The sequence below is a fragment of the Xanthomonas sp. NCPPB 3218 genome (assembly GCF_056725185.1).
Genome location: NZ_CM161516.1, coordinates 3,565,481 through 3,582,336, shown reverse-complemented (window position 1 = coordinate 3,582,336; position 16,856 = coordinate 3,565,481). Strand labels below are relative to the sequence as shown.

14 protein-coding genes and 1 riboswitch are annotated in these 16,856 nt (G+C 66.1%); of the genes, 5 read left to right on the top strand and 9 right to left on the bottom strand.

Translation table 11 applies throughout. The features are described from left to right. Positions 1–35: 35 nt before the first annotated feature. From trhA to AC1PLS_RS14935, 3 genes are all read right to left on the bottom strand, one after another. Positions 36–680 carry a PAQR family membrane homeostasis protein TrhA gene (gene trhA / locus AC1PLS_RS14945; RefSeq protein WP_024939244.1) on the bottom strand — a complete coding sequence of 215 codons (645 nt, stop codon included), beginning with the start codon at positions 678–680 and terminating at the stop codon, positions 36–38. A 75-nt stretch (positions 681–755) separates the two neighbouring features. After that, complete coding sequence (locus AC1PLS_RS14940) at positions 756–2,360, bottom strand: peptide chain release factor 3 (protein WP_046343732.1); 1,605 nt, start codon at positions 2,358–2,360, stop codon at positions 756–758. Positions 2,361–2,495: 135 nt separating this feature from the next. Beyond that, positions 2,496–3,416: a M23 family metallopeptidase gene (locus AC1PLS_RS14935; RefSeq protein WP_184433899.1), complete on the bottom strand. Its 921-nt coding sequence runs from the start codon at positions 3,414–3,416 to the stop codon at positions 2,496–2,498. A 128-nt stretch (positions 3,417–3,544) separates the two neighbouring features. Beyond that, positions 3,545–3,665: riboswitch (SAM riboswitch) on the top strand. Between the two features lie 71 nt (positions 3,666–3,736). Between AC1PLS_RS14935 and metX the strand changes: the two genes are divergently transcribed. From metX to AC1PLS_RS14920, 3 genes are read left to right on the top strand one after another with little or no spacing between them, the layout of a single operon-like run. Further along, entirely contained in the window at positions 3,737–4,768 is a 1,032-nt protein-coding gene (gene metX, locus AC1PLS_RS14930) for a homoserine O-succinyltransferase MetX (RefSeq protein ID WP_046343729.1), read from the top strand. Next, entirely contained in the window at positions 4,765–5,982 is a 1,218-nt protein-coding gene (locus AC1PLS_RS14925; RefSeq protein ID WP_184433905.1) for an O-succinylhomoserine (thiol)-lyase, read from the top strand. The genes metX and AC1PLS_RS14925 overlap by 4 nt, the downstream gene beginning before the upstream one ends. Further along, entirely contained in the window at positions 5,979–7,067 is a 1,089-nt protein-coding gene (locus tag AC1PLS_RS14920; protein WP_184433908.1) for a homoserine dehydrogenase family protein, read from the top strand. The genes AC1PLS_RS14925 and AC1PLS_RS14920 overlap by 4 nt, the downstream gene beginning before the upstream one ends. Positions 7,068–7,267: 200 nt before the next feature. Here AC1PLS_RS14920 and AC1PLS_RS14915 read toward each other — a convergent pair whose 3' ends face one another. Both AC1PLS_RS14915 and AC1PLS_RS14910 read right to left on the bottom strand, forming a co-directional pair. Then, on the bottom strand, positions 7,268–8,263 hold the full coding sequence (locus AC1PLS_RS14915; protein ID WP_184433911.1) for an alpha/beta fold hydrolase: 996 nt from the start codon (positions 8,261–8,263) through the stop codon (positions 7,268–7,270). 171 nt (positions 8,264–8,434) lie between these two features. Continuing rightward, positions 8,435–9,817, bottom strand: coding sequence for an L-serine ammonia-lyase (locus AC1PLS_RS14910; protein ID WP_184608864.1), 1,383 nt, complete (start codon positions 9,815–9,817; stop codon positions 8,435–8,437). A gap of 85 nt (positions 9,818–9,902) precedes the next feature. On the opposite strand from AC1PLS_RS14910, the gene AC1PLS_RS14905 reads away from it, so the two are divergent. After that, the gene (locus AC1PLS_RS14905) at positions 9,903–10,136 is read left to right on the top strand and encodes a glutaredoxin family protein (RefSeq protein ID WP_184229732.1); all 234 of its coding nucleotides are present in this window, start codon (positions 9,903–9,905) and stop codon (positions 10,134–10,136) included. 492 nt (positions 10,137–10,628) lie between these two features. Here AC1PLS_RS14905 and AC1PLS_RS14900 read toward each other — a convergent pair whose 3' ends face one another. From AC1PLS_RS14900 to AC1PLS_RS14885, 4 genes are all read right to left on the bottom strand, one after another. Then, positions 10,629–11,195, bottom strand: coding sequence for an excalibur calcium-binding domain-containing protein (locus tag AC1PLS_RS14900; RefSeq protein ID WP_164739561.1), 567 nt, complete (start codon positions 11,193–11,195; stop codon positions 10,629–10,631). Positions 11,196–11,345: 150 nt separating this feature from the next. Then, the gene (locus tag AC1PLS_RS14895; protein ID WP_184433917.1) at positions 11,346–11,915 is read right to left on the bottom strand and encodes a YceI family protein; all 570 of its coding nucleotides are present in this window, start codon (positions 11,913–11,915) and stop codon (positions 11,346–11,348) included. Between the two features lie 10 nt (positions 11,916–11,925). Further along, a complete protein-coding gene (locus tag AC1PLS_RS14890; RefSeq protein WP_184433920.1) occupies positions 11,926–12,489 on the bottom strand; it encodes a cytochrome b in 564 nt (187 codons plus the stop codon). 2 nt (positions 12,490–12,491) lie between these two features. Next, positions 12,492–13,148 carry a YceI family protein gene (locus AC1PLS_RS14885; protein ID WP_046343714.1) on the bottom strand — a complete coding sequence of 219 codons (657 nt, stop codon included), beginning with the start codon at positions 13,146–13,148 and terminating at the stop codon, positions 12,492–12,494. Between the two features lie 96 nt (positions 13,149–13,244). On the opposite strand from AC1PLS_RS14885, the gene AC1PLS_RS14880 reads away from it, so the two are divergent. Continuing rightward, positions 13,245–16,811 carry a hybrid sensor histidine kinase/response regulator gene (locus AC1PLS_RS14880; protein WP_184433923.1) on the top strand — a complete coding sequence of 1,189 codons (3,567 nt, stop codon included), beginning with the start codon at positions 13,245–13,247 and terminating at the stop codon, positions 16,809–16,811. The last annotated feature ends 45 nt before the right edge of the window (positions 16,812–16,856 follow it).

Here is a 16,856-nt window from a genome sequence, read left to right as displayed (position 1 = left end):
CGTGCACGGCGCGCGAACGCGCCGCAGATCGCGTCTCACATCACCTGCGCAATCACCGCAACGAAGTGACAGGCACTGCCGGCCAGTACGAACAGGTGCCAGATCGCGTGGAAATAGCGCTGGGTGTCGCGTTGGTAGAAATACGTGCCCAAGGTATAGAAGAGTCCGCCGGCCAGCAGCCAGCACAGAGACCAGGTATCGACCGAGCGCAGCAAGGGCTGGATCGCCACCACGATCAGCCAGCCCATCGCCAGATACAGCACCGTCGACAGCAGGCGGAAACGACCGGTGAAAAACAGCTTGAAGACCACTCCGGCGGCGGCGATCGTCCAGATCGCGGCGAACAAGCCCCAGCCCCAGGAGTCGCGCAGATTGATCAGCGTAAACGGGGTGTAGGTACCGGCGATCAACAGATAGATCGCGCAGTGATCGAGCACCTGCAGGCGCGCCTTGGCGCCCGGGTGCGGGATGGCATGAAACAGCGTGGAGGCGACGTACAGCAACACCAGGGTGGCGCTGAACACGATCGAGGTGGCCAGTTGCCAGCCGTCGCCATAGACGGCGGCCAGCGTGATCAGCACCGAGCCACCGGCCAGTGCGGCAATCGCACCCAGGCCGTGGGTCACGGCGCTGGCTATCTCGTCGCGCAGGTCGGTCGAGGGGGAGGCGTCTGCGTTCATGCCAAAAAGGTACCGCAATTGCGAGCAATTCGCATCGCCGGCAAGTGCGGTCGCAGGCGCCGGTTCAAGCCGCGGTCAATCGATCGCCTTGGCATGCGCGTGTTCGCGCGTGGCAGAGAAGCGCACGTCCGGCGCGCGTTCCTGCGCCAGCTGCAGATTCACACGCGTCGGTGCGAGATACACCAGCTGGCCGGCCGCGTCGATGCCCAGGTTGCCGGCATTTTTCTCGCGGAACTCCTCCAGCTTCCTGGCGTTGTCGCAATGCACCCAGCGTGCGGTGGTAACACTGACCGGCTCGAAGATCGCGTCCACGCCGTATTCGTCCTTGAGCCGGTAGGCCACCACGTCGAACTGCAGCACGCCTACCGCGCCGAGGATCAGATCGTTGCTCATCAACGGCCGGAAGAACTGCGTGGCGCCTTCCTCGGACAGCTGCGCCAGGCCCTTTTGCAACTGCTTGAGCTTGAGCGGGTCGCGCAGGCGCGCCCGCCGGAAAAGCTCCGGTGCGAAGTTGGGAATGCCGGTGAACGACAGCGATTCGCCTTCGGTGAAGGTGTCGCCGATGGAGATGGTGCCGTGGTTGTGGATACCGATCACGTCGCCCGGCCAGGCTTCGGCGGCGATTTCGCGGTCGGAGGCCATGAAGGTCAGCGCGTTGGCCAGCTTGACGTCCTTGCCGCTGCGCACATGCAGGGCCTTCATGCCGGCGGTGAACTTGCCCGAGCACACGCGCATGAAGGCCACGCGGTCGCGATGCTGCGGGTCCATGTTGGCCTGGATCTTGAAGACGAAGCCGCTGAGCTTGGCTTCGGTCGCCTCGACCCGGCGGCCGGTGGTGTCGCGCGCCTGCGGCGGCGGCGCGTGCTCGACGAAGAAATCCAGCAGCGGTTGCACGCCGAAGTTGTTGACGCCCGAGCCGAAGAACACCGGGGTCTGCTGGCCGGCGCGATAGGCGTCCAGATCGAATGGATTGCTGGCACCCTGCACCAGTTCCAGCTCGTCGCGCAGCTCGGCCAGCATCTGCGCGCCGATCTTTTCGGCAAGGCCGGGCGCATCCAGCGACGGGAAGATGGTCGAATCCTGGCGGGTGAAGTTGCGGCCCTGTTCGTACAGGTGCACCTCGCCCGTGATCAGGTGCACCACGCCCTTCAGGCGCTGGCCCATGCCGATCGGCCAGGTCACCGGCGCGCACTGGATGCCGAGCACGGTCTCGACTTCATCCAGCAGATCGATCGGGTTCTTGCCCTCGCGATCGAGCTTGTTGATGAAGGTCATGATGGGGGTGTCGCGCAGGCGGCAGACCTCCATCAGCTTGATGGTGCGTTCTTCCACGCCCTTGGCGACGTCGATGACCATCAGCGCCGAGTCCACCGCAGTCAGCACCCGATAGGTGTCCTCGCCGAAGTCGGCGTGGCCGGGGGTGTCGAGCAGGTTGACGATCTTGCCCTCGTACGGGAACTGCATCACCGAGGAGGTGACCGAGATGCCGCGTTCCTTTTCCAGCGCCATCCAGTCCGAGGTGGCGTGACGGGCGGCCTTGCGGCCCTTCACCGAGCCGGCCATCTGGATCGCACCGCCGAACAGCAGCAGCTTTTCGGTCAGCGTGGTCTTGCCCGCATCGGGGTGGGAAATGATGGCGAAGGTGCGGCGGCGCGCGGCTTCGTTGGAGACGTCGGACATGGGCTGAGCGCGCCCGGTCGGACGCCTGCGGAAACTGAGGAAGCCGGAGATTATAGCGGCTTCGCCGCAGCCGGCCTCTGTAGCGCCGGTCAGGGGCTCTCCGGGCGGCAGGTTGGCGCTCCCGGGTGCCGCCACTCACGGTGCCGGCGAGGGGAACTGCAACTCGCCCTGCGGGCCCAGCATCCGGAACGGCAACGAGATCAGGCGCATGTCCGCATTGCGCTGGAGCGAAAAATGCAGGTGCGGGGCCGTGCTGAAGCCGGTACTGCCCGAGGCGCCCAGGCGCTCGCCGGTGCGCACCACCTGGCCCGGGCGTACCGCCACGCCATCTGGCGCCAGGTGGGCATAGATGGCCATGCTGCCGTCGGCGTGCAGCACCCGCACCAGGTTGCCGGCGCCGGCGGCCTGGTCATGCGGGCCGCCTTCGATCACATCGCGCCGTACCTCCATGACAGTGCCCGCGCGTGCCGCCAGCACCGGCGTGCCCTGCGGCAGCGCGAAGTCCACCGCGTACCAGTTGGGCGCATCGGTATGGCTGAAGGTCCCGCCAAAGCCCTGGTCCACTTGGATCGGCGCATCGCGGAACGGGAGCTGGTAGCGCACTTGCTGCTGCGGGCGGGCCTGCGGATCGCCGGGCACCAGGTCGAGCTTGAGTCCAAGCCCACCCAGGCTGCGCTGGCTACTGACCGGATACAGCCGGGCGAGCAGGCGGCGCTCGTGCGCAGCCAGTTGCACCGTCAGCGGCAACTGCGGCACGGCGCGGTAATCCTCGCTGGGCGGTGCGCTCAGTTGCACCTGTGCGGGCCCGGCCAGCGGGTTGCTGACCCAGGCCAGGTAGGCCGGCGCCTGCCATTCCAGTTGCAATGAGGGGCCGGTGCCGGGCGATGCGGGCGCCGTCTGTGCCGCTGCGACTGATGGCGAGCTCGCAGCCGTGTTTGCGGCACCGGGCCAATGCCAGCGTTGCTGCGCGTCGGCGGACGCGGCGTACGCCAGAAACGCGATGAAGCACTGCCGGGCGAGGGCGGGCAGGGCGCTGCGAGACACGTGGTCGGGCACGCGATCGGCTCGAACGAAGGAGCCTCAAGTATGCGGTCCATCACAGGCCGCAGTGGTATCGGATGAAAATATATCTTTCCATCCGCATGAAGAGATTGACACCGCAAAAAAGTGGTGGCATCTTGGCTTCACCATCGAGACCGGCGGAGGGACAGGCCCTTTGATGCCGGGGCAGCCAGCGGAGCGCGCAAGCGCCCGCGTTTGGTGCCAAATCCTGCGGGGACCTCCGCGTCCGCCGAAAGATGGTTCGAATCGTGCCTTGCGCACGTCGAACGCGAGCTCCCGCGAAGCTCGATGGCCGATCCACCCCGGATATCGCCATGAGCCTCGTGAATACAGCATCGCCATCACCGACCGATTACGCCGAGACACCCGCCACCACCGATGACGGCTTGATTGCCGTACGCGGCGAGCGTGTCATTGCCTTGCCGATGCGCCATGCCGGCATGCGCGAGCTGCGGCTGCGCTATGAACTGATCGGCGCAGCCAATGCGCCGGTGGTGTTCGTGGCCGGCGGGATTTCCGCGCATCGCCATCTGGCCGCCAGCGACCTGTTCCCCGAGAAGGGCTGGGTGGATGGCCTGGTGGGCGCCGGCCGCGCGCTGGATCCGGCATCGCGCCGCCTGCTGGCGTTCGACTTTCTCGGCGCCGACGGCACGCTGGATGCGCCGATCGACACCGCCGACCAGGCCGATGCGATCGCCGCCCTGCTGGATGCGCTGGGTATCGCGCGTTTGCATGGCTTTGTCGGCTACTCGTACGGCGCGCTGGTCGGTTTGCAGTTCGCGACCCGCCATGCCGCTCGTGTCGGTACCCTGGTTGCGGTCAGTGGCGCGCATCGCGCCCATCCCTATGCCGCCGCCTGGCGTGCATTGCAGCGCCGCGCGGTGGCGCTGGGCCAGCTGCAATGTGCCGAAAACCATGGGTTGGCGCTGGCACGGCAGTTCGCCATGCTCAGCTACCGCACTCCGGAAGAATTCAGCGAGCGCTTCGACGCGCCGCCGGAAGTGATCAATGGCCGCGTGCGCGTGGCCGCCGAAGACTATCTGGATGCCGCCGGCGCGCAGTACGTCGCGCGCACGCCGGTGACCGCCTACTTGCGGCTGTCCGAATCCATCGACCTGCATCGCATCGACCCGGCCCAGGTGCGCGTGCCCACCGTCGTCGTTGCGGTGGAGGGCGACCGCCTGGTGCCGCTGGCCGACCTGGTCAGCCTGGTCGAAGGGTTGGGGCCGCGCGGCAGTCTGCGCGTGCTGCGCTCGCCGTATGGCCACGACGCCTTCCTGAAAGAAATCGATCGCATCGACGCGATCCTCGCCACTGCCCTTCGCATCACCGGAGAAACCGCATGAGCTTTCGTGACCCCGCCGACGCCCCCTGTACCGCCGCCACCGCCGCCGTCCGCGCCGGTATCGATCGCGACACTGCCTATGGTGCGGTGACGCCGCCGATCGTGCTGTCGTCCAACTTCTCCTTCGATGGTTTCGGCAACAAGCGCCAGTACGACTACACGCGCAGCGGCAACCCGACCCGCGATCTGCTCGGCGAAGCGCTGGCCGAGCTGGAAGGCGGTGCGGGCGGGGTGATCACCTCCACCGGCATGGGCGCGATCAACCTGGTGCTCAATGCGTTGCTGCAGCCGGGCGACACCCTGGTGGTGCCGCACGATGCCTACGGCGGCAGCTGGCGCCTGTTCAACGCGCTGGCCAAGAAGGGCCACTTCGCGTTGATCACCGCCGACCTCACCGACCCGCGTTCGCTGGCCGATGCTTTGGCGCAGTCGCCCAAGCTGGTGCTGATCGAAACCCCGTCCAACCCGCTGTTGCGCATCACCGATCTGCGCTTCGTCATCGAGGCGGCGAAGAAGGCTGGCGCGTTGACCGTGGTGGACAACACCTTCCTGTCGCCGGCGCTGCAGAAGCCGCTGGAGTTCGGGGCGGACCTGGTGCTGCACTCCACCACCAAGTACATCAACGGCCACAGCGATGTGGTGGGCGGTGCGGTGGTCGCGCGCGATGCCGAACTGCATCAGCAGCTGGTGTGGTGGGCCAATGCGCTGGGGCTGACCGGTTCGCCGTTCGATGCCTTCCTCACCTTGCGCGGTCTGCGCACGCTGGATGCGCGCCTGCGCGTGCATCAGGAAAACGCCGACGCCATCGCCGAGCTGCTGGACGGGCATGCGGTGGTCAACCAGGTGTATTTCCCCGGCCTGGCGTCGCACCCGGGTTATGCACTGGCTGCGCGCCAGCAGAAGGGCTTTGGCGCGATGATGAGTTTCGAGCTCGACGGTGGCGAGGCTGCGGTGCGCGCGTTTGTCGATGGTCTGCGTTATTTCACCCTGGCCGAGTCGCTGGGCGGTGTGGAAAGCCTGATCGCGCATCCGGCCTCGATGACGCATGCGGCGATGACCGCCGAAGCCCGCGCTGCCGCCGGGATTTCCGATGGCCTGCTGCGGCTGTCGATCGGTATCGAATCGGCAGAAGACCTGTTGATCGATCTGCGCGCCGGCCTGGCGCGTGCCGAAGCGACGCTGACCAGCGCAAGCCGCAAACAGGTCGACGCGTGAGTACCGTGCTGCCTGTTTCGCGCCGCGCTTCGGCGGCAGCGGTGACGCCGACACCACGGCTGGCCTTGCTGGGCACCGGGACGGTGGGGCGCGCGTTCGTGGCGCGCTACACCGCGCTGCAGGAGCGCCAGCTGCAGTTGCCGCGCTTTGACTGGTTGGCCAACTCGCGTATTGCCCAAGATTGCGGCACCAGCGCCGCACAGGCCCTGCACCAGGCCAATGCCGCGCCGCGGGGCCAGGCCGTGCTGCAGCCGTGGGCGGAAACCACGGCGTTACGTGCCGGCGATGTGCTGGTGGATGCGACCGCCAGCGAGGTCGTTGCCGACTGGCATGCGGAATGGCTGCTGCGTGGCGTACACGTGGTCACTGCCAACAAGCTAGGCCAGGGCACCGCGTTGTCGCGCGCGCAGGCCGTGCACGCGGCGCGTCACGCCAGCGGTGCGCACTACGGCGACAGCGCCACCGTGGGGGCGGGGCTGCCGGTGCTGAGCAGCGTGCGCGCACTGGTGGCGGGTGGCGACCATATCCATTCGATCGAAGGGGTGTTGTCCGGATCGCTGGCTTGGCTGTTTCATCGCTACGACGGTACCGGCGCATTTTCCGAGTGCGTGCGTGAGGCGATGGCGGCCGGCTATACCGAGCCGGATCCGCGCATCGATCTGTCGGGCGAGGACGTGCGGCGCAAGTTGCTGATCCTGGCGCGCGCGGCGGGCTGGCAGCTGGAAGCCGAACAGGTGCATGTGGAATCGCTGGTGCCGGCAAGCATTGCGCGGTTGCCGCTTGATGCCTTGGATGCGCAACTGGGCGCGCTGGATGCGGTGGTCGGCGCGCGCTGGCAGCAGGCACGTGCTGCGGGGCGTTGCCTGCGCTTCGTCGGCCGTGTGGACGCACATGGTGCCAGCGTCGGCTTGCGCGAGTTGGCGCTGGATCACCCGCTGGCCGGCGGCGCCGGCACCGATAACCGTGTCGCCATCAGCAGCGATCGCTATCGCCAGCAGCCATTGCTGATCCAGGGGCCGGGCGCGGGTGCCGAGGTGACGGCGGCGGCGTTGCTGGATGATGTGTTGCGGATTGTGGCTGGGTAGCCGGCTAAGGACATGGAAAGGCGCCGGCGCTCTTTGAGCGCGGCTGTGGGGGCGCGCGCTGTCGATTGGATCGCCACGCGTGTTGATGGCCTGCCGACTGCTCTGCACCTTGCAAACGGCTCAGCTGCAGCTCGCCCTTGCGCAAGCTGCAGCTTCCGAGGATGCGTTGGTCATGCCAATCGCACCGCCGCTGGCATTGCTTACGGCGCAATCGCCTTCAGTAACGCGGCATTGAACCGTGTCGGGTCCTGCACCTGCGGCGAATGTCCGAGATCGGCGAACTCGACGAGCTTCGCGTTCGGAATCGCCGCGGCCGCACGCTTGCCCAGCTTGGTGTAATCGCCGACACGTGCCTTGACCTCGGGCGGTGCGGTGTCCTTGCCGATCGCGGTGCGGTCCTTGAGACCAATGAACAGCGTGGTCGGCACGCTGAGTTTGGGCAGTTCGTAGACCACCGGTTGGTTGAACACCATGTCGTAGGTCAGCGCCTGGTTCCAGGCAACCGCCTGCCTGCCGTTGCCCAGCGACATGCCGGCCTGCATGCGCGCCCAGCGCTCGAACTCGGGCTTCCACTGGCCGGCGTAGTAGACCTCCATCTGATACTTCTTGATGCGCTCGAAGCTGATCTTCAGTTCGTTGTCGTACCAGGCATCGACGCTGCGCCACGGAATGCCTTCGGCCTTCCAGTCTTCCAGGCCGATCGGGTCGACCAAGGCCAGGTGCTCGGTGGCCTGCGGATACATCAGCGCGTAACGGATGGCGAGCATGCCGCCCATCGAATGGCCGACCACCACCGCACGTTCGATACCCAGCTTCTTCAGCAGCGCCTGGGTGTTGTCGGCCAGTTGCGCGAAGGAAAACTGATAGGCGGCCGGCTTGCTGGATTTGCAGAAGCCCACCTGGTCAGGCGCAATGACGCGGTAGCCGGCGGTACTCAACGCGGCAATGGTCTGTTCCCAGGTGGCGGCGCAGAAGTTCTTGCCATGCAGCAGCACGGCGGTGTGCCCGTTGGGTTTGCCGGTGGGCGCGACATCCAGGTACGCCATTTCCAGCGGCTGCCGTTGCGAGGTGAACGCAAAGGTTTTGACCGGATAGGGGTAGTCGAAGCCTTCCAGGCGCGGGCCGTAGCTGGCTTCCTGTGCCATCAGAGGGCCGCAGGCCAGGGCCAGGGCGAGAATGCAGGCAAGCTGTCGCATCGCGATCTCCGTCGGGATCCAGCGTCAGACGGTACATGGCGGCATGTGGTGGGGACGTACAGCGCTGGCATGCGACTGCATCGGCGGGCGCTGCCGTTGGATGCATTGCCCAGTTTCGCGATGCCTGGAGAGTGACTGCAATACATGGCGCGGCCCGGGGCCGCGCCCGGCTCAGCATTCGATAACGTTGACCGCCAGGCCGCCGCGGCTGGTTTCCTTGTACTTGTCCTGCATGTCGCGGCCGGTGTCGCGCATGGTCTTGATGACCTTGTCCAGCGACACCTTGTGCTTGCCGTCGCCGCGCATGGCCATGCGGCTGGCGTTGATCGCCTTGACCGCGCCCATTGCATTGCGTTCGATGCAGGGGATCTGCACCAGGCCGCCGATCGGGTCGCAGGTCAGGCCCAGGTTGTGCTCCATGCCGATTTCGGCGGCGTTTTCGATCTGCCCCGGATTGCCGCCCAGCGCGGCGACCAGGCCGCCGGCGGCCATCGAACAGGCTACGCCCACTTCGCCCTGGCAGCCGACCTCGGCGCCGGAAATGGAGGCGTTTTCCTTGTAGAGGATGCCGATGGCCGCAGCGGTGAGCAGGAAGTCGAAGATGCGCTGCTCGGATGCGCCGGGGCAGAAGCGGTCGAAGTAATGCAGCACCGCCGGGATGATGCCGGCCGCGCCGTTGGTGGGCGCGGTGACCACGCGGCCACCGGCCGCGTTTTCCTCGTTGACGGCCAGTGCGTAGAGATTGACCCAGTCCAGTGTGGTCAGCGGATCGCGCATTGCCGCCTCCGGTTTGGACGACAGCTCGCGATACAACGCCGGCGCGCGCCGCGAGACGTTCAGGCCGCCCGGCAGCGTACCTTCCTGGCGGATGCCGCGCTCCACGCAGGACTGCATTGCCGCCCACAGCTCGCGCAGACCAGCGCGAATCTCGTCCTCGCTGCGCCAGCTCTTTTCGTTTTCGAACATCAGCGCGGCGATGCTCAGGCCGCTGCGTGCGCATTGCGCGAGCAGTTCGTCGCCGCTGAGGAAGGGGTAGGGCAGCGGCGTTTCGTCGGCCACGATGCGGTCGTCGGCGGCATCGTCCTGGTTGACCACGAAGCCGCCGCCGACCGAGTAGTAATCGCGCGTGGCGATCACCGCTTCATCGGCATCGTAGGCGGTAAAACGCATGCCGTTGGTGTGGTAGGGCAGCTTCTGCCGCTTGTTCATCGGCAGGTCGCGTTTTTCGTCGAAGGCGATGACGTGCTGGCCCATCAGGCTGATGCGCTTGCTGGTGCGGATGCGCTCCAGCGTGGTCGGGATGATGTCCGGGTCGATCAGGTTGGGGCGGTGGCCTTCCAGGCCGAGCAGCACGGCCTTGTCGGTGCCGTGGCCGCGGCCGGTCAGGGCCAGCGAGCCGAAGACTTCGGCGCGGATGCGCACCACATCCTGCAGGCGGCCGGCATCCAGCAGCCAACGATGCACGAAGCGCTCGGCCGCGCGCATCGGCCCCACGGTGTGGGAGGAACTCGGACCGATGCCGATCTTGAACAGGTCGAACGTGCTGACAGCCATGCTTGCCGGAGAGGTGAGCGTAAAGGCGGCTATTCTAGTCGCTCGGCGCTTGCGGCACGGCTGCAGCGCAGCATGGGAGCTCCCGATGGCCTTGATCCTGTACCAGCGCGACGACTGCCACCTGTGCGACCAGGCCGTGGAAGTGCTGGCGCAGGCACGCGCAGGCGAGTTCGGCAGCGTGTTCATCGATAACGATGCTGCGCTTGAGTCCGCTTATGGCGAACGCGTGCCGGTGTTGCGCGATGCCGATGGGCGCGAGTTGGAGTGGCCGTTCGATTGCCAGCGGTTGCGTGACTGGCTGGATGCCGGCACGCGCTGATGCGCTGCGTACGCACCCGATACGCGCCAGACTGTGGGCTTGGAGCGGCTGAAAACGACTCGTGCCGGTCTAGTGCATAGCGGATGATCTGGGCCTTCGCTGCGGGGCGGCTGATCTGCGGGTTTGCTGCAGGGCCCTTGCCCGCCCACCATCGCAGGACACGCTGCAAGTACGTCCTTGTAAGCTCTTACGCGGCATCCATGCCGCGTAAGGTCCCGCGACGGTGGGCGGGCAAGGACCAGTCGAACTGGTCGGTGCGCATGTTTTCAACAAAGCAACCGACTCACTCTCCGGTGCGGTGTCCTCGCCGATTGCGGGACCGTTGGCGGCATGGATGCCGCCATCGAGCCCCCAGCGACGGGTTCACGGCGTGTCCCGCGAGCGGCGAGGGCACCGCGCCCTCGACCAACTCGGCGTTTGACTGCATCTAACAAGATGCCGCTGACAAACCATGCTTGTCGGCGGCCCGTTCAAAGTATGAGCCGCGTTGATTCAACGGCACCACTGGTCCTCGCAGGGCACGCCATCGTGGTCGCCGTCCATTGCGGTATTTGGGCAATGCTGCAGTACGTAAGTAGCTTCGGCGCAGGAACTCATCTGTGTGCAACGCGTGCGTCCGCCGCAGCTGTATTGCGCGGTGGGTGCAGACGCAGGAGCGGCTGCTACGGGCCGCGCTGGCGGTGACGTTTGTTCTAGTGTCGGTGCCGGGGTGAGCGCATTGATCAAGTAATCGCGCTGCTGATAGGCGAACGCCCCGCCACCGAGCACCAGCATCATGAGCAAGACCTTGCCAAGCCCGATCTGCCCTTTTGCCGGCGCCGTGCGTGCGGTGTTGCGTCGCACAGGGGGGACATGCTTTGGCGCGTGCGTACCGCCACGCACGACGCGCACCGCGCGCGGGCGACCATCCGGGCCAGGCTCGGTTTCGAAAGAGATCACTTCGCCGATGCGCGGCGCCTCGAAGCTGCGTGGAAACGCTGAAATGTGTACGAACAAATCATCCCCCGGCTGCGCCGGCGTGATGAAGCCGAAGCCGCGATCGGTATTCCAGCGGGTCAAGGTTCCATGCGTGCGCATCGGCGGCGTCCCTGGGATGAATGCCGAGTCTAGCTGTCGCGCGGTGTCATCCGGCCGCCAGGCACAAAAAAACGGCGGACCCGACGAGGTAGTCCGCCGTTCAATGGCCGCGTCCGGTTGCGGCCGGTGGCGTTACTTCGCCTTGAACACGACCTTGGTGCTGATCGCGGTTTGGTTGGGAATGGTCTTGGTATCGGCCCAGTCGCCGCCGCCGACGCCGAAGTCCAGGCGCTTGACCAGCGCCTTGCCGGCCAGCACCGGCTGCGCGCCGGGTGTCCAGGTGAAGGTCAGCGTGACCGGCTTGCTGACGCCGCGCAGTTCCAGCGTGCCGTCGGCCGCGTATTGGTTGCCGCCGAGTGCGCGGAACTTGTCGGCGCGGTAGCGCGCGGTGGCGAACTTGGCGACGTTGAAGAAGTCCGGCCCCTGCAGGGTCGAGTCACGGTCGTTGTTGCCGCTGATGGCACTGGCCAGCGGGATGCGCACATCGAGCTTGGCGCCGGCAAGATTGGCCGGGTCGAAACTCAGCGTGGTGTCGAAACCGGGGAACTTGCCGGTAAACACTTCGCCGTCGTACTTGCTGGCAAACACCAGCGACGAGCCGGGCGCCTGCACGTAGTCGGCAGCGAGGACCGGGGTGGTGGCGAACGTGGCCACCAGCGAGGCGGCGACCAGCAGGGGAGAGGCGAACAACCTGGACGACATGGGGAATCCTTTAGGGTTTGGAAGAGAGCCAGCCGCGCGGCAACATCCGCACCAAGGTGGCGTCACGCTGGAACAGGTGGTGGTAGAGCGCAGCGCCGGCATGCGCCAGCACCACGGCAATCAACAGCCAGAAGCCCCACTCGTGGATGAAGTGCGCAACCGCACGCAATTGTTCGTCCGGCGGGCTGAGCTTGGGCACGGCGAACAGGCCAAACCAGCGGAACGGGCGCAGGCCGCTGGTGGAGTCGTACAACCAGCCCGACAGCGGCATCGCAAAGATCATCGCGTACAGCAGCCAGTGGGTCAGCCCGGCGATGCGTTCCTGCCAGCGTGGGGTGCCGGCCACCGGCGGCGGCGCGCCCGCATGGAGGCGCCAGCCCAGCCGGACGATCACCAGTGCCAACACGGTCAGGCCCACCGACTTGTGCGCGGTGTAGACCCAGAAGTATTTCGGCGTCTTGGGCAATTCGCCCATGGTCAGGCCGACGATGCCCAGCACCAGGATCAGCAGGGCGATCAGCCAGTGCAGGGTCTGGCTGACACCGCCCCAGCGTTCGATGTTCTTCAGGGTCATGCTCAGGATTCCGGGCTGGGCGCAGCGTCAGGGGCGGCGGGTGCGTTTTGGGGTTGCGGCGTGTCGTCGTCGGCGCGGCCTTCGCGCACGGCTTCGGCTTCGATGCGCAGTTCCACCGTATCGCCGATCATCGATTTCCACGCGTCGATGCCGAACTCCGCACGGCTCAGCGTGGCAGTGGCGGAAAACCCGGCGGTGCGGCGGAACGGCGGCAATGGATGGCGTTTGAGCGCATTGAGGGTGACGTCCAGGGTGACCGGGCGGGTGACCCCGTGCAGGGTCAGGTTGCCGGTGACCTTGGCGTGGTTCTCGCCGCTGGCTTCCACCTGCGTGGAGACGAAATGCGCGTCGGGAAAGTGCTCGGCGTCGAGTAGGTTGCGTGCCAGGGTGGCCTCGTTCCACTTGGCATCGCCCAGGTCGGCGCGCTGCAGTGGCACGGTCACGTCCAGCCGTGCCGAGGCCCAGTCGTCCGGGTCGAACACCAGCGTGCCGCTGGTTCCGGAAACGGTGCCCAACGCCTTGGAAAAGCCGGCATGTTCGACCGCGAACAGCACCCGCGTGTGCACCGGATCCAGCGCGTAACGCACCGGCGCGGCGGTCGCGGCAAGGCTGGTCACGACCAGGGCGGGAAGCAGCAACAGGCGGGCGAGGGTTGTCATGGGCGGATTCTAGACATATCCCGCTGCACCGCGCTTGGCTTGCGCTCGCAACGATCCGTTGCGAGCATGCGGGCTGGACGTGGAAAGGATGCCCACATGCGTGCGCTTGCTGTTTTGTTGGTCTTGCTGCTGGGCGCAATGCCCTGTGTGGCGAAGATTCCGGAGATTCCGCGTTTCCGGATCGTGGGTCCCAGCGACGGACTCCCATCGACCATGGTGGTTGCGATCCACCAGGATCGCGCCGGCTATCTGTGGCTTGGCACCCTGGATGGTTTGGTGCGGTACGACGGCGCAGGATTCAGGACCTGGCGACATGATCCTTCCGACCCGACATCGTTGCCCTGCAACGCGATCCAGGCGCTGCACATCGACGCGCTTGACAGGATATGGATCGGCTGCGGCAAGACGCTGAGCGTCATGGATGCCGGACGAGGCCATTTTCGGCACTACCGCGCGGTTGACTATCCGTCGATGAAGGACGGCGAGATCTACAGCATCACTGCGTTCGACGGCGATATCTGGGCCGGAACCACGACCGGCGCGCTGATTCGCATCGATACTTCCGGCGTGATGTCGTCGGTGGATCTGGGTACGCTCGATGGCGACCTTGACCAGGCCATGGTCATGAATCTTGCGGCGGACAACCGGCAGCGGCTGTGGATCGGAACCACCGCTGGACTGGCGTATTACGACGGAAAACGTCTGCATCGCGTCTATGTCCCGGACGAGCCTAATCGGCAGTCTGCCATCTTCGGTCTGCAATGGGCGGGCGACCGTCTGTGGCTGGGCAGCGAGTCGGGGCTGCACGTCATGGGATCCGACGATCGATGGCAGCCGCTTCCCTGGGGGACGATGTTCGGCACCGGCAACGAATTCTGGGGTGCAGTGGCTGCCCCGGACGGCGAATTCTGGTTGGGAAGCGGACGCGGTCTGTGGCGGACCCGCGGCGAGCGTCCACCGGTCCCAGCCTTCAGCGGAGAGGGGGCTTTGTCACGCCGTAATGTCATTGGCCTGCTTGGAGCCGCTGATGGCGGGCTATGGGTTCCGATGCATGGCACCGGCCTTGGGTACTTGCCGGCAGACTGGAAGCGCACTGCCGTGCTCAAACCCGCGGTGCCGACGGGTGATGCCATCTATTGCAACCTGGCCCCTGCCACACGGTCCGGTGGTCTGTGGCAAGTCGATGCGGAAGGTCGCTTGTTGCGCGTCGATCCAAGCACTGGCGACACGTTTCAGACAGGGTTGCAGTCGTCGCAACTCAAGGACATGGAGTTGGTGTCGGCGCTGGAGGATCGCCTGCAACGTGTCTGGCTAGGCAATTTGAGTTTTGGCCTTTCCCGCATGGACCTGCGGACCGGTGAATTCATCCACTGGCCGTCCGATGGCCCCGAACCGGCGTCGGCGCTATCGGCGCCTGACTGGATCATCGAGCATGGCGATACGGTGTGGATGGCCTTCATCGACATGCTGCAGCAGCGCGATCTGCGTAGCGGTCGTGTCTTGCAGCGCATCACGCAGCAGGACTTGCACGGTTTGCGCGATATCGCCGTACAGCAGCTGGAACAGGGCCCGGACGGGCGCGTCTGGGTTGCAGGCGAAGGCGGCATGTTTGCCTGGGACGAAGCGTCACACCAGTTCGTGCCGGTCCCAGGGTTGGAAGGGACGCAGATCCAGGCGTTTGCCAGCCAATCGCCGGAGATGGTGTGGGTGTATCGGGCCGTCGGTGCAGAACAATGGAAAAAAACCGCAACACGTTGGGTGCGCGTGCGTCAGGTGGGCCAGGTGGATGGCCTGACCGGGTTCGATGCATCCGCAATGCGGATCGACCCGCGTGGCAGGGTCTGGATTTCCAGCTTGCGCGGGCTATGGCGGATCGACCCTTCGGTGACGCCGGCACGCCTACGCAATATCGGTACACGCGATGGATTGACCAGCCAGGAGTTCATTCAGCATTGTCTGCTGATGGCGGGCGATAGCCTGATCGGGGCGACCAGCGATGGCTCCACCGTGCTGCTGGATACCGCAATGCCCGATATCGCACCGTTTGTTCCGGCACTACAGCTGGAACATGTCAGTGTGCTACGCAATGGTGCACGCGTCGCGCTGCCAATGGATCGCCCGTTTCAGCTTGGCCCTGGAGATCGGCAGCTGCAGATCGTCAGCCGTCTGCTGTCGTACAGCGACTCGCTGTCCAATCGTTATCGCAGTTTTTTGAAAGGCTTCGACACCGAATGGCAGACCTCGGGCAACGCGGGAATCCGGGAATTCGCCAGCTTGCCTGCCGGTAGCTACGAACTCACGCTGCAAGGGGTGGATCCGCTGGGCAATCGCTCACAGATGCGCTCGCTGCGGTTCTCGGTCAATCCACCGTGGTGGCGCAGTGACGCAGGCATCGCGCTCATTTTCCTGCTTGTGCTGCTGCTGGGCGCATTGCTTGCGGCAGCCTACCGCCGCCGTGTGCGCATGCGCGCGCAGTGGCAGCTGGCCCAGCACAAACGCGAGCTGGCCGAGCAGGCATCGTTGGCCAAGACACGCTTTCTTGCGACCCTGGGGCACGAAGTGCGAACGCCGATGACCGGTGTGCTGGGCATGAGCGAGTTGCTGCTGCAGACGCCATTGGATGGACGCCAGCAGGGTTATGCCAGCGCGATCCAGCTGGCCGGCAAGCATCTGCTGCGGCTGGTCAACGATGCATTGGACCTGGCGCGGATCGAGGCCGGCAAGCTGCCGCTGGATTACCGCGACTTCGATCTGCGTCAGCTGATCGGGCAGGTGGCCGAGCTGGTGCGCCCGAGCGCCGAGCAGAAGCGGCTGGCCTTCGCCTGCGAGCTGGATGACGCGCTGCCGCCGGCATTGCATGGCGATGCCAGCCGGGTGCAACAGATCCTGCTCAACCTGTTGTTCAACGCGGTCAAGTTCACCGAGCGTGGCAGCGTCAGCCTGCGTGTGGGGGTGGTGCCGCAAAGCCACGGGCAAGGCATCCGGATCGAAGTGTGCGACACCGGCCCGGGCATGAGTGCAGAACAGCGCGGGCGCCTGTTCCAGCGCTTCGAGCAGGCCGAAGGCGCCGTGACGCTGGCCCGGCATGGCGGCAGCGGCCTGGGCCTGGCGATCTGCCGCGAACTGGCAGCGGCGATGGGCGGTGCGGTAACGGTCAGCAGCGAACTGGGGCAGGGGGCGTGTTTTGTCGTCGAGCTTCCGCTGCGCTGGGTGAGTGCGCTCCCCGCGGTGCCCGCGCCTGCACGCACAAGCTCGCCGCAGGCACAGGCGCCATTGCAGCTGCTGCTGGTCGAAGATGACCCGACCGTGGCGCAGGTGATCGTTGGCCTGTTGCAGACGCGTGGCCATCAGGTCACCCATGTCCTGCATGGTCTGGCGGCGTTGGCCGAGGTGAGTACGCGCCGCTTCGACGCGGGGCTGTGCGATCTGGACCTGCCGGGCATCGACGGTGCGGCGCTGGTGGCGCAGTTGCGCGCGCGCGGCGTGCGCTTTCCGATCGTTGCGGTCACCGCACGTGCCGATGCCGACGCAGAACCGCAGGCGATGGCCGCCGGCTGCAATGGCTTCCTGCGCAAGCCGGTCACCGGCGAGCTCCTTGCACAGGCGTTGGCACGCGTGCTGGCCGATGCCGCCGCTGCGCATGACGTCCCGGCCGTCGGCTGAGCTGTCATCGCTTGCCCGGTCGTACGGTTGCCGCCTGGCGCCGCT

Bases quoted from the DNA above. Each gene is read 5' to 3' on its own strand.
- AC1PLS_RS14925 (WP_184433905.1), top strand. From the start codon at position 4,765: ATGAGCTTTCGTGACCCCGCCGACGCCCCCTGTACCGCCGCCACCGCC.
- AC1PLS_RS14880 (WP_184433923.1), top strand. From the start codon at position 13,245: ATGCGTGCGCTTGCTGTTTTGTTGGTCTTGCTGCTGGGCGCAATGCCC.
- AC1PLS_RS14895 (WP_184433917.1), bottom strand. From the start codon at position 11,915: ATGTCGTCCAGGTTGTTCGCCTCTCCCCTGCTGGTCGCCGCCTCGCTG.
- AC1PLS_RS14890 (WP_184433920.1), bottom strand. From the start codon at position 12,489: ATGACCCTGAAGAACATCGAACGCTGGGGCGGTGTCAGCCAGACCCTG.
- AC1PLS_RS14910 (WP_184608864.1), bottom strand. From the start codon at position 9,817: ATGGCTGTCAGCACGTTCGACCTGTTCAAGATCGGCATCGGTCCGAGT.
- AC1PLS_RS14915 (WP_184433911.1), bottom strand. From the start codon at position 8,263: ATGCGACAGCTTGCCTGCATTCTCGCCCTGGCCCTGGCCTGCGGCCCT.
- AC1PLS_RS14940 (WP_046343732.1), bottom strand. From the start codon at position 2,360: ATGTCCGACGTCTCCAACGAAGCCGCGCGCCGCCGCACCTTCGCCATC.
- AC1PLS_RS14885 (WP_046343714.1), bottom strand. From the start codon at position 13,148: ATGACAACCCTCGCCCGCCTGTTGCTGCTTCCCGCCCTGGTCGTGACC.
- AC1PLS_RS14905 (WP_184229732.1), top strand. From the start codon at position 9,903: ATGGCCTTGATCCTGTACCAGCGCGACGACTGCCACCTGTGCGACCAG.
- metX (WP_046343729.1), top strand. From the start codon at position 3,737: ATGAGCCTCGTGAATACAGCATCGCCATCACCGACCGATTACGCCGAG.
- trhA (WP_024939244.1), bottom strand. From the start codon at position 680: ATGAACGCAGACGCCTCCCCCTCGACCGACCTGCGCGACGAGATAGCC.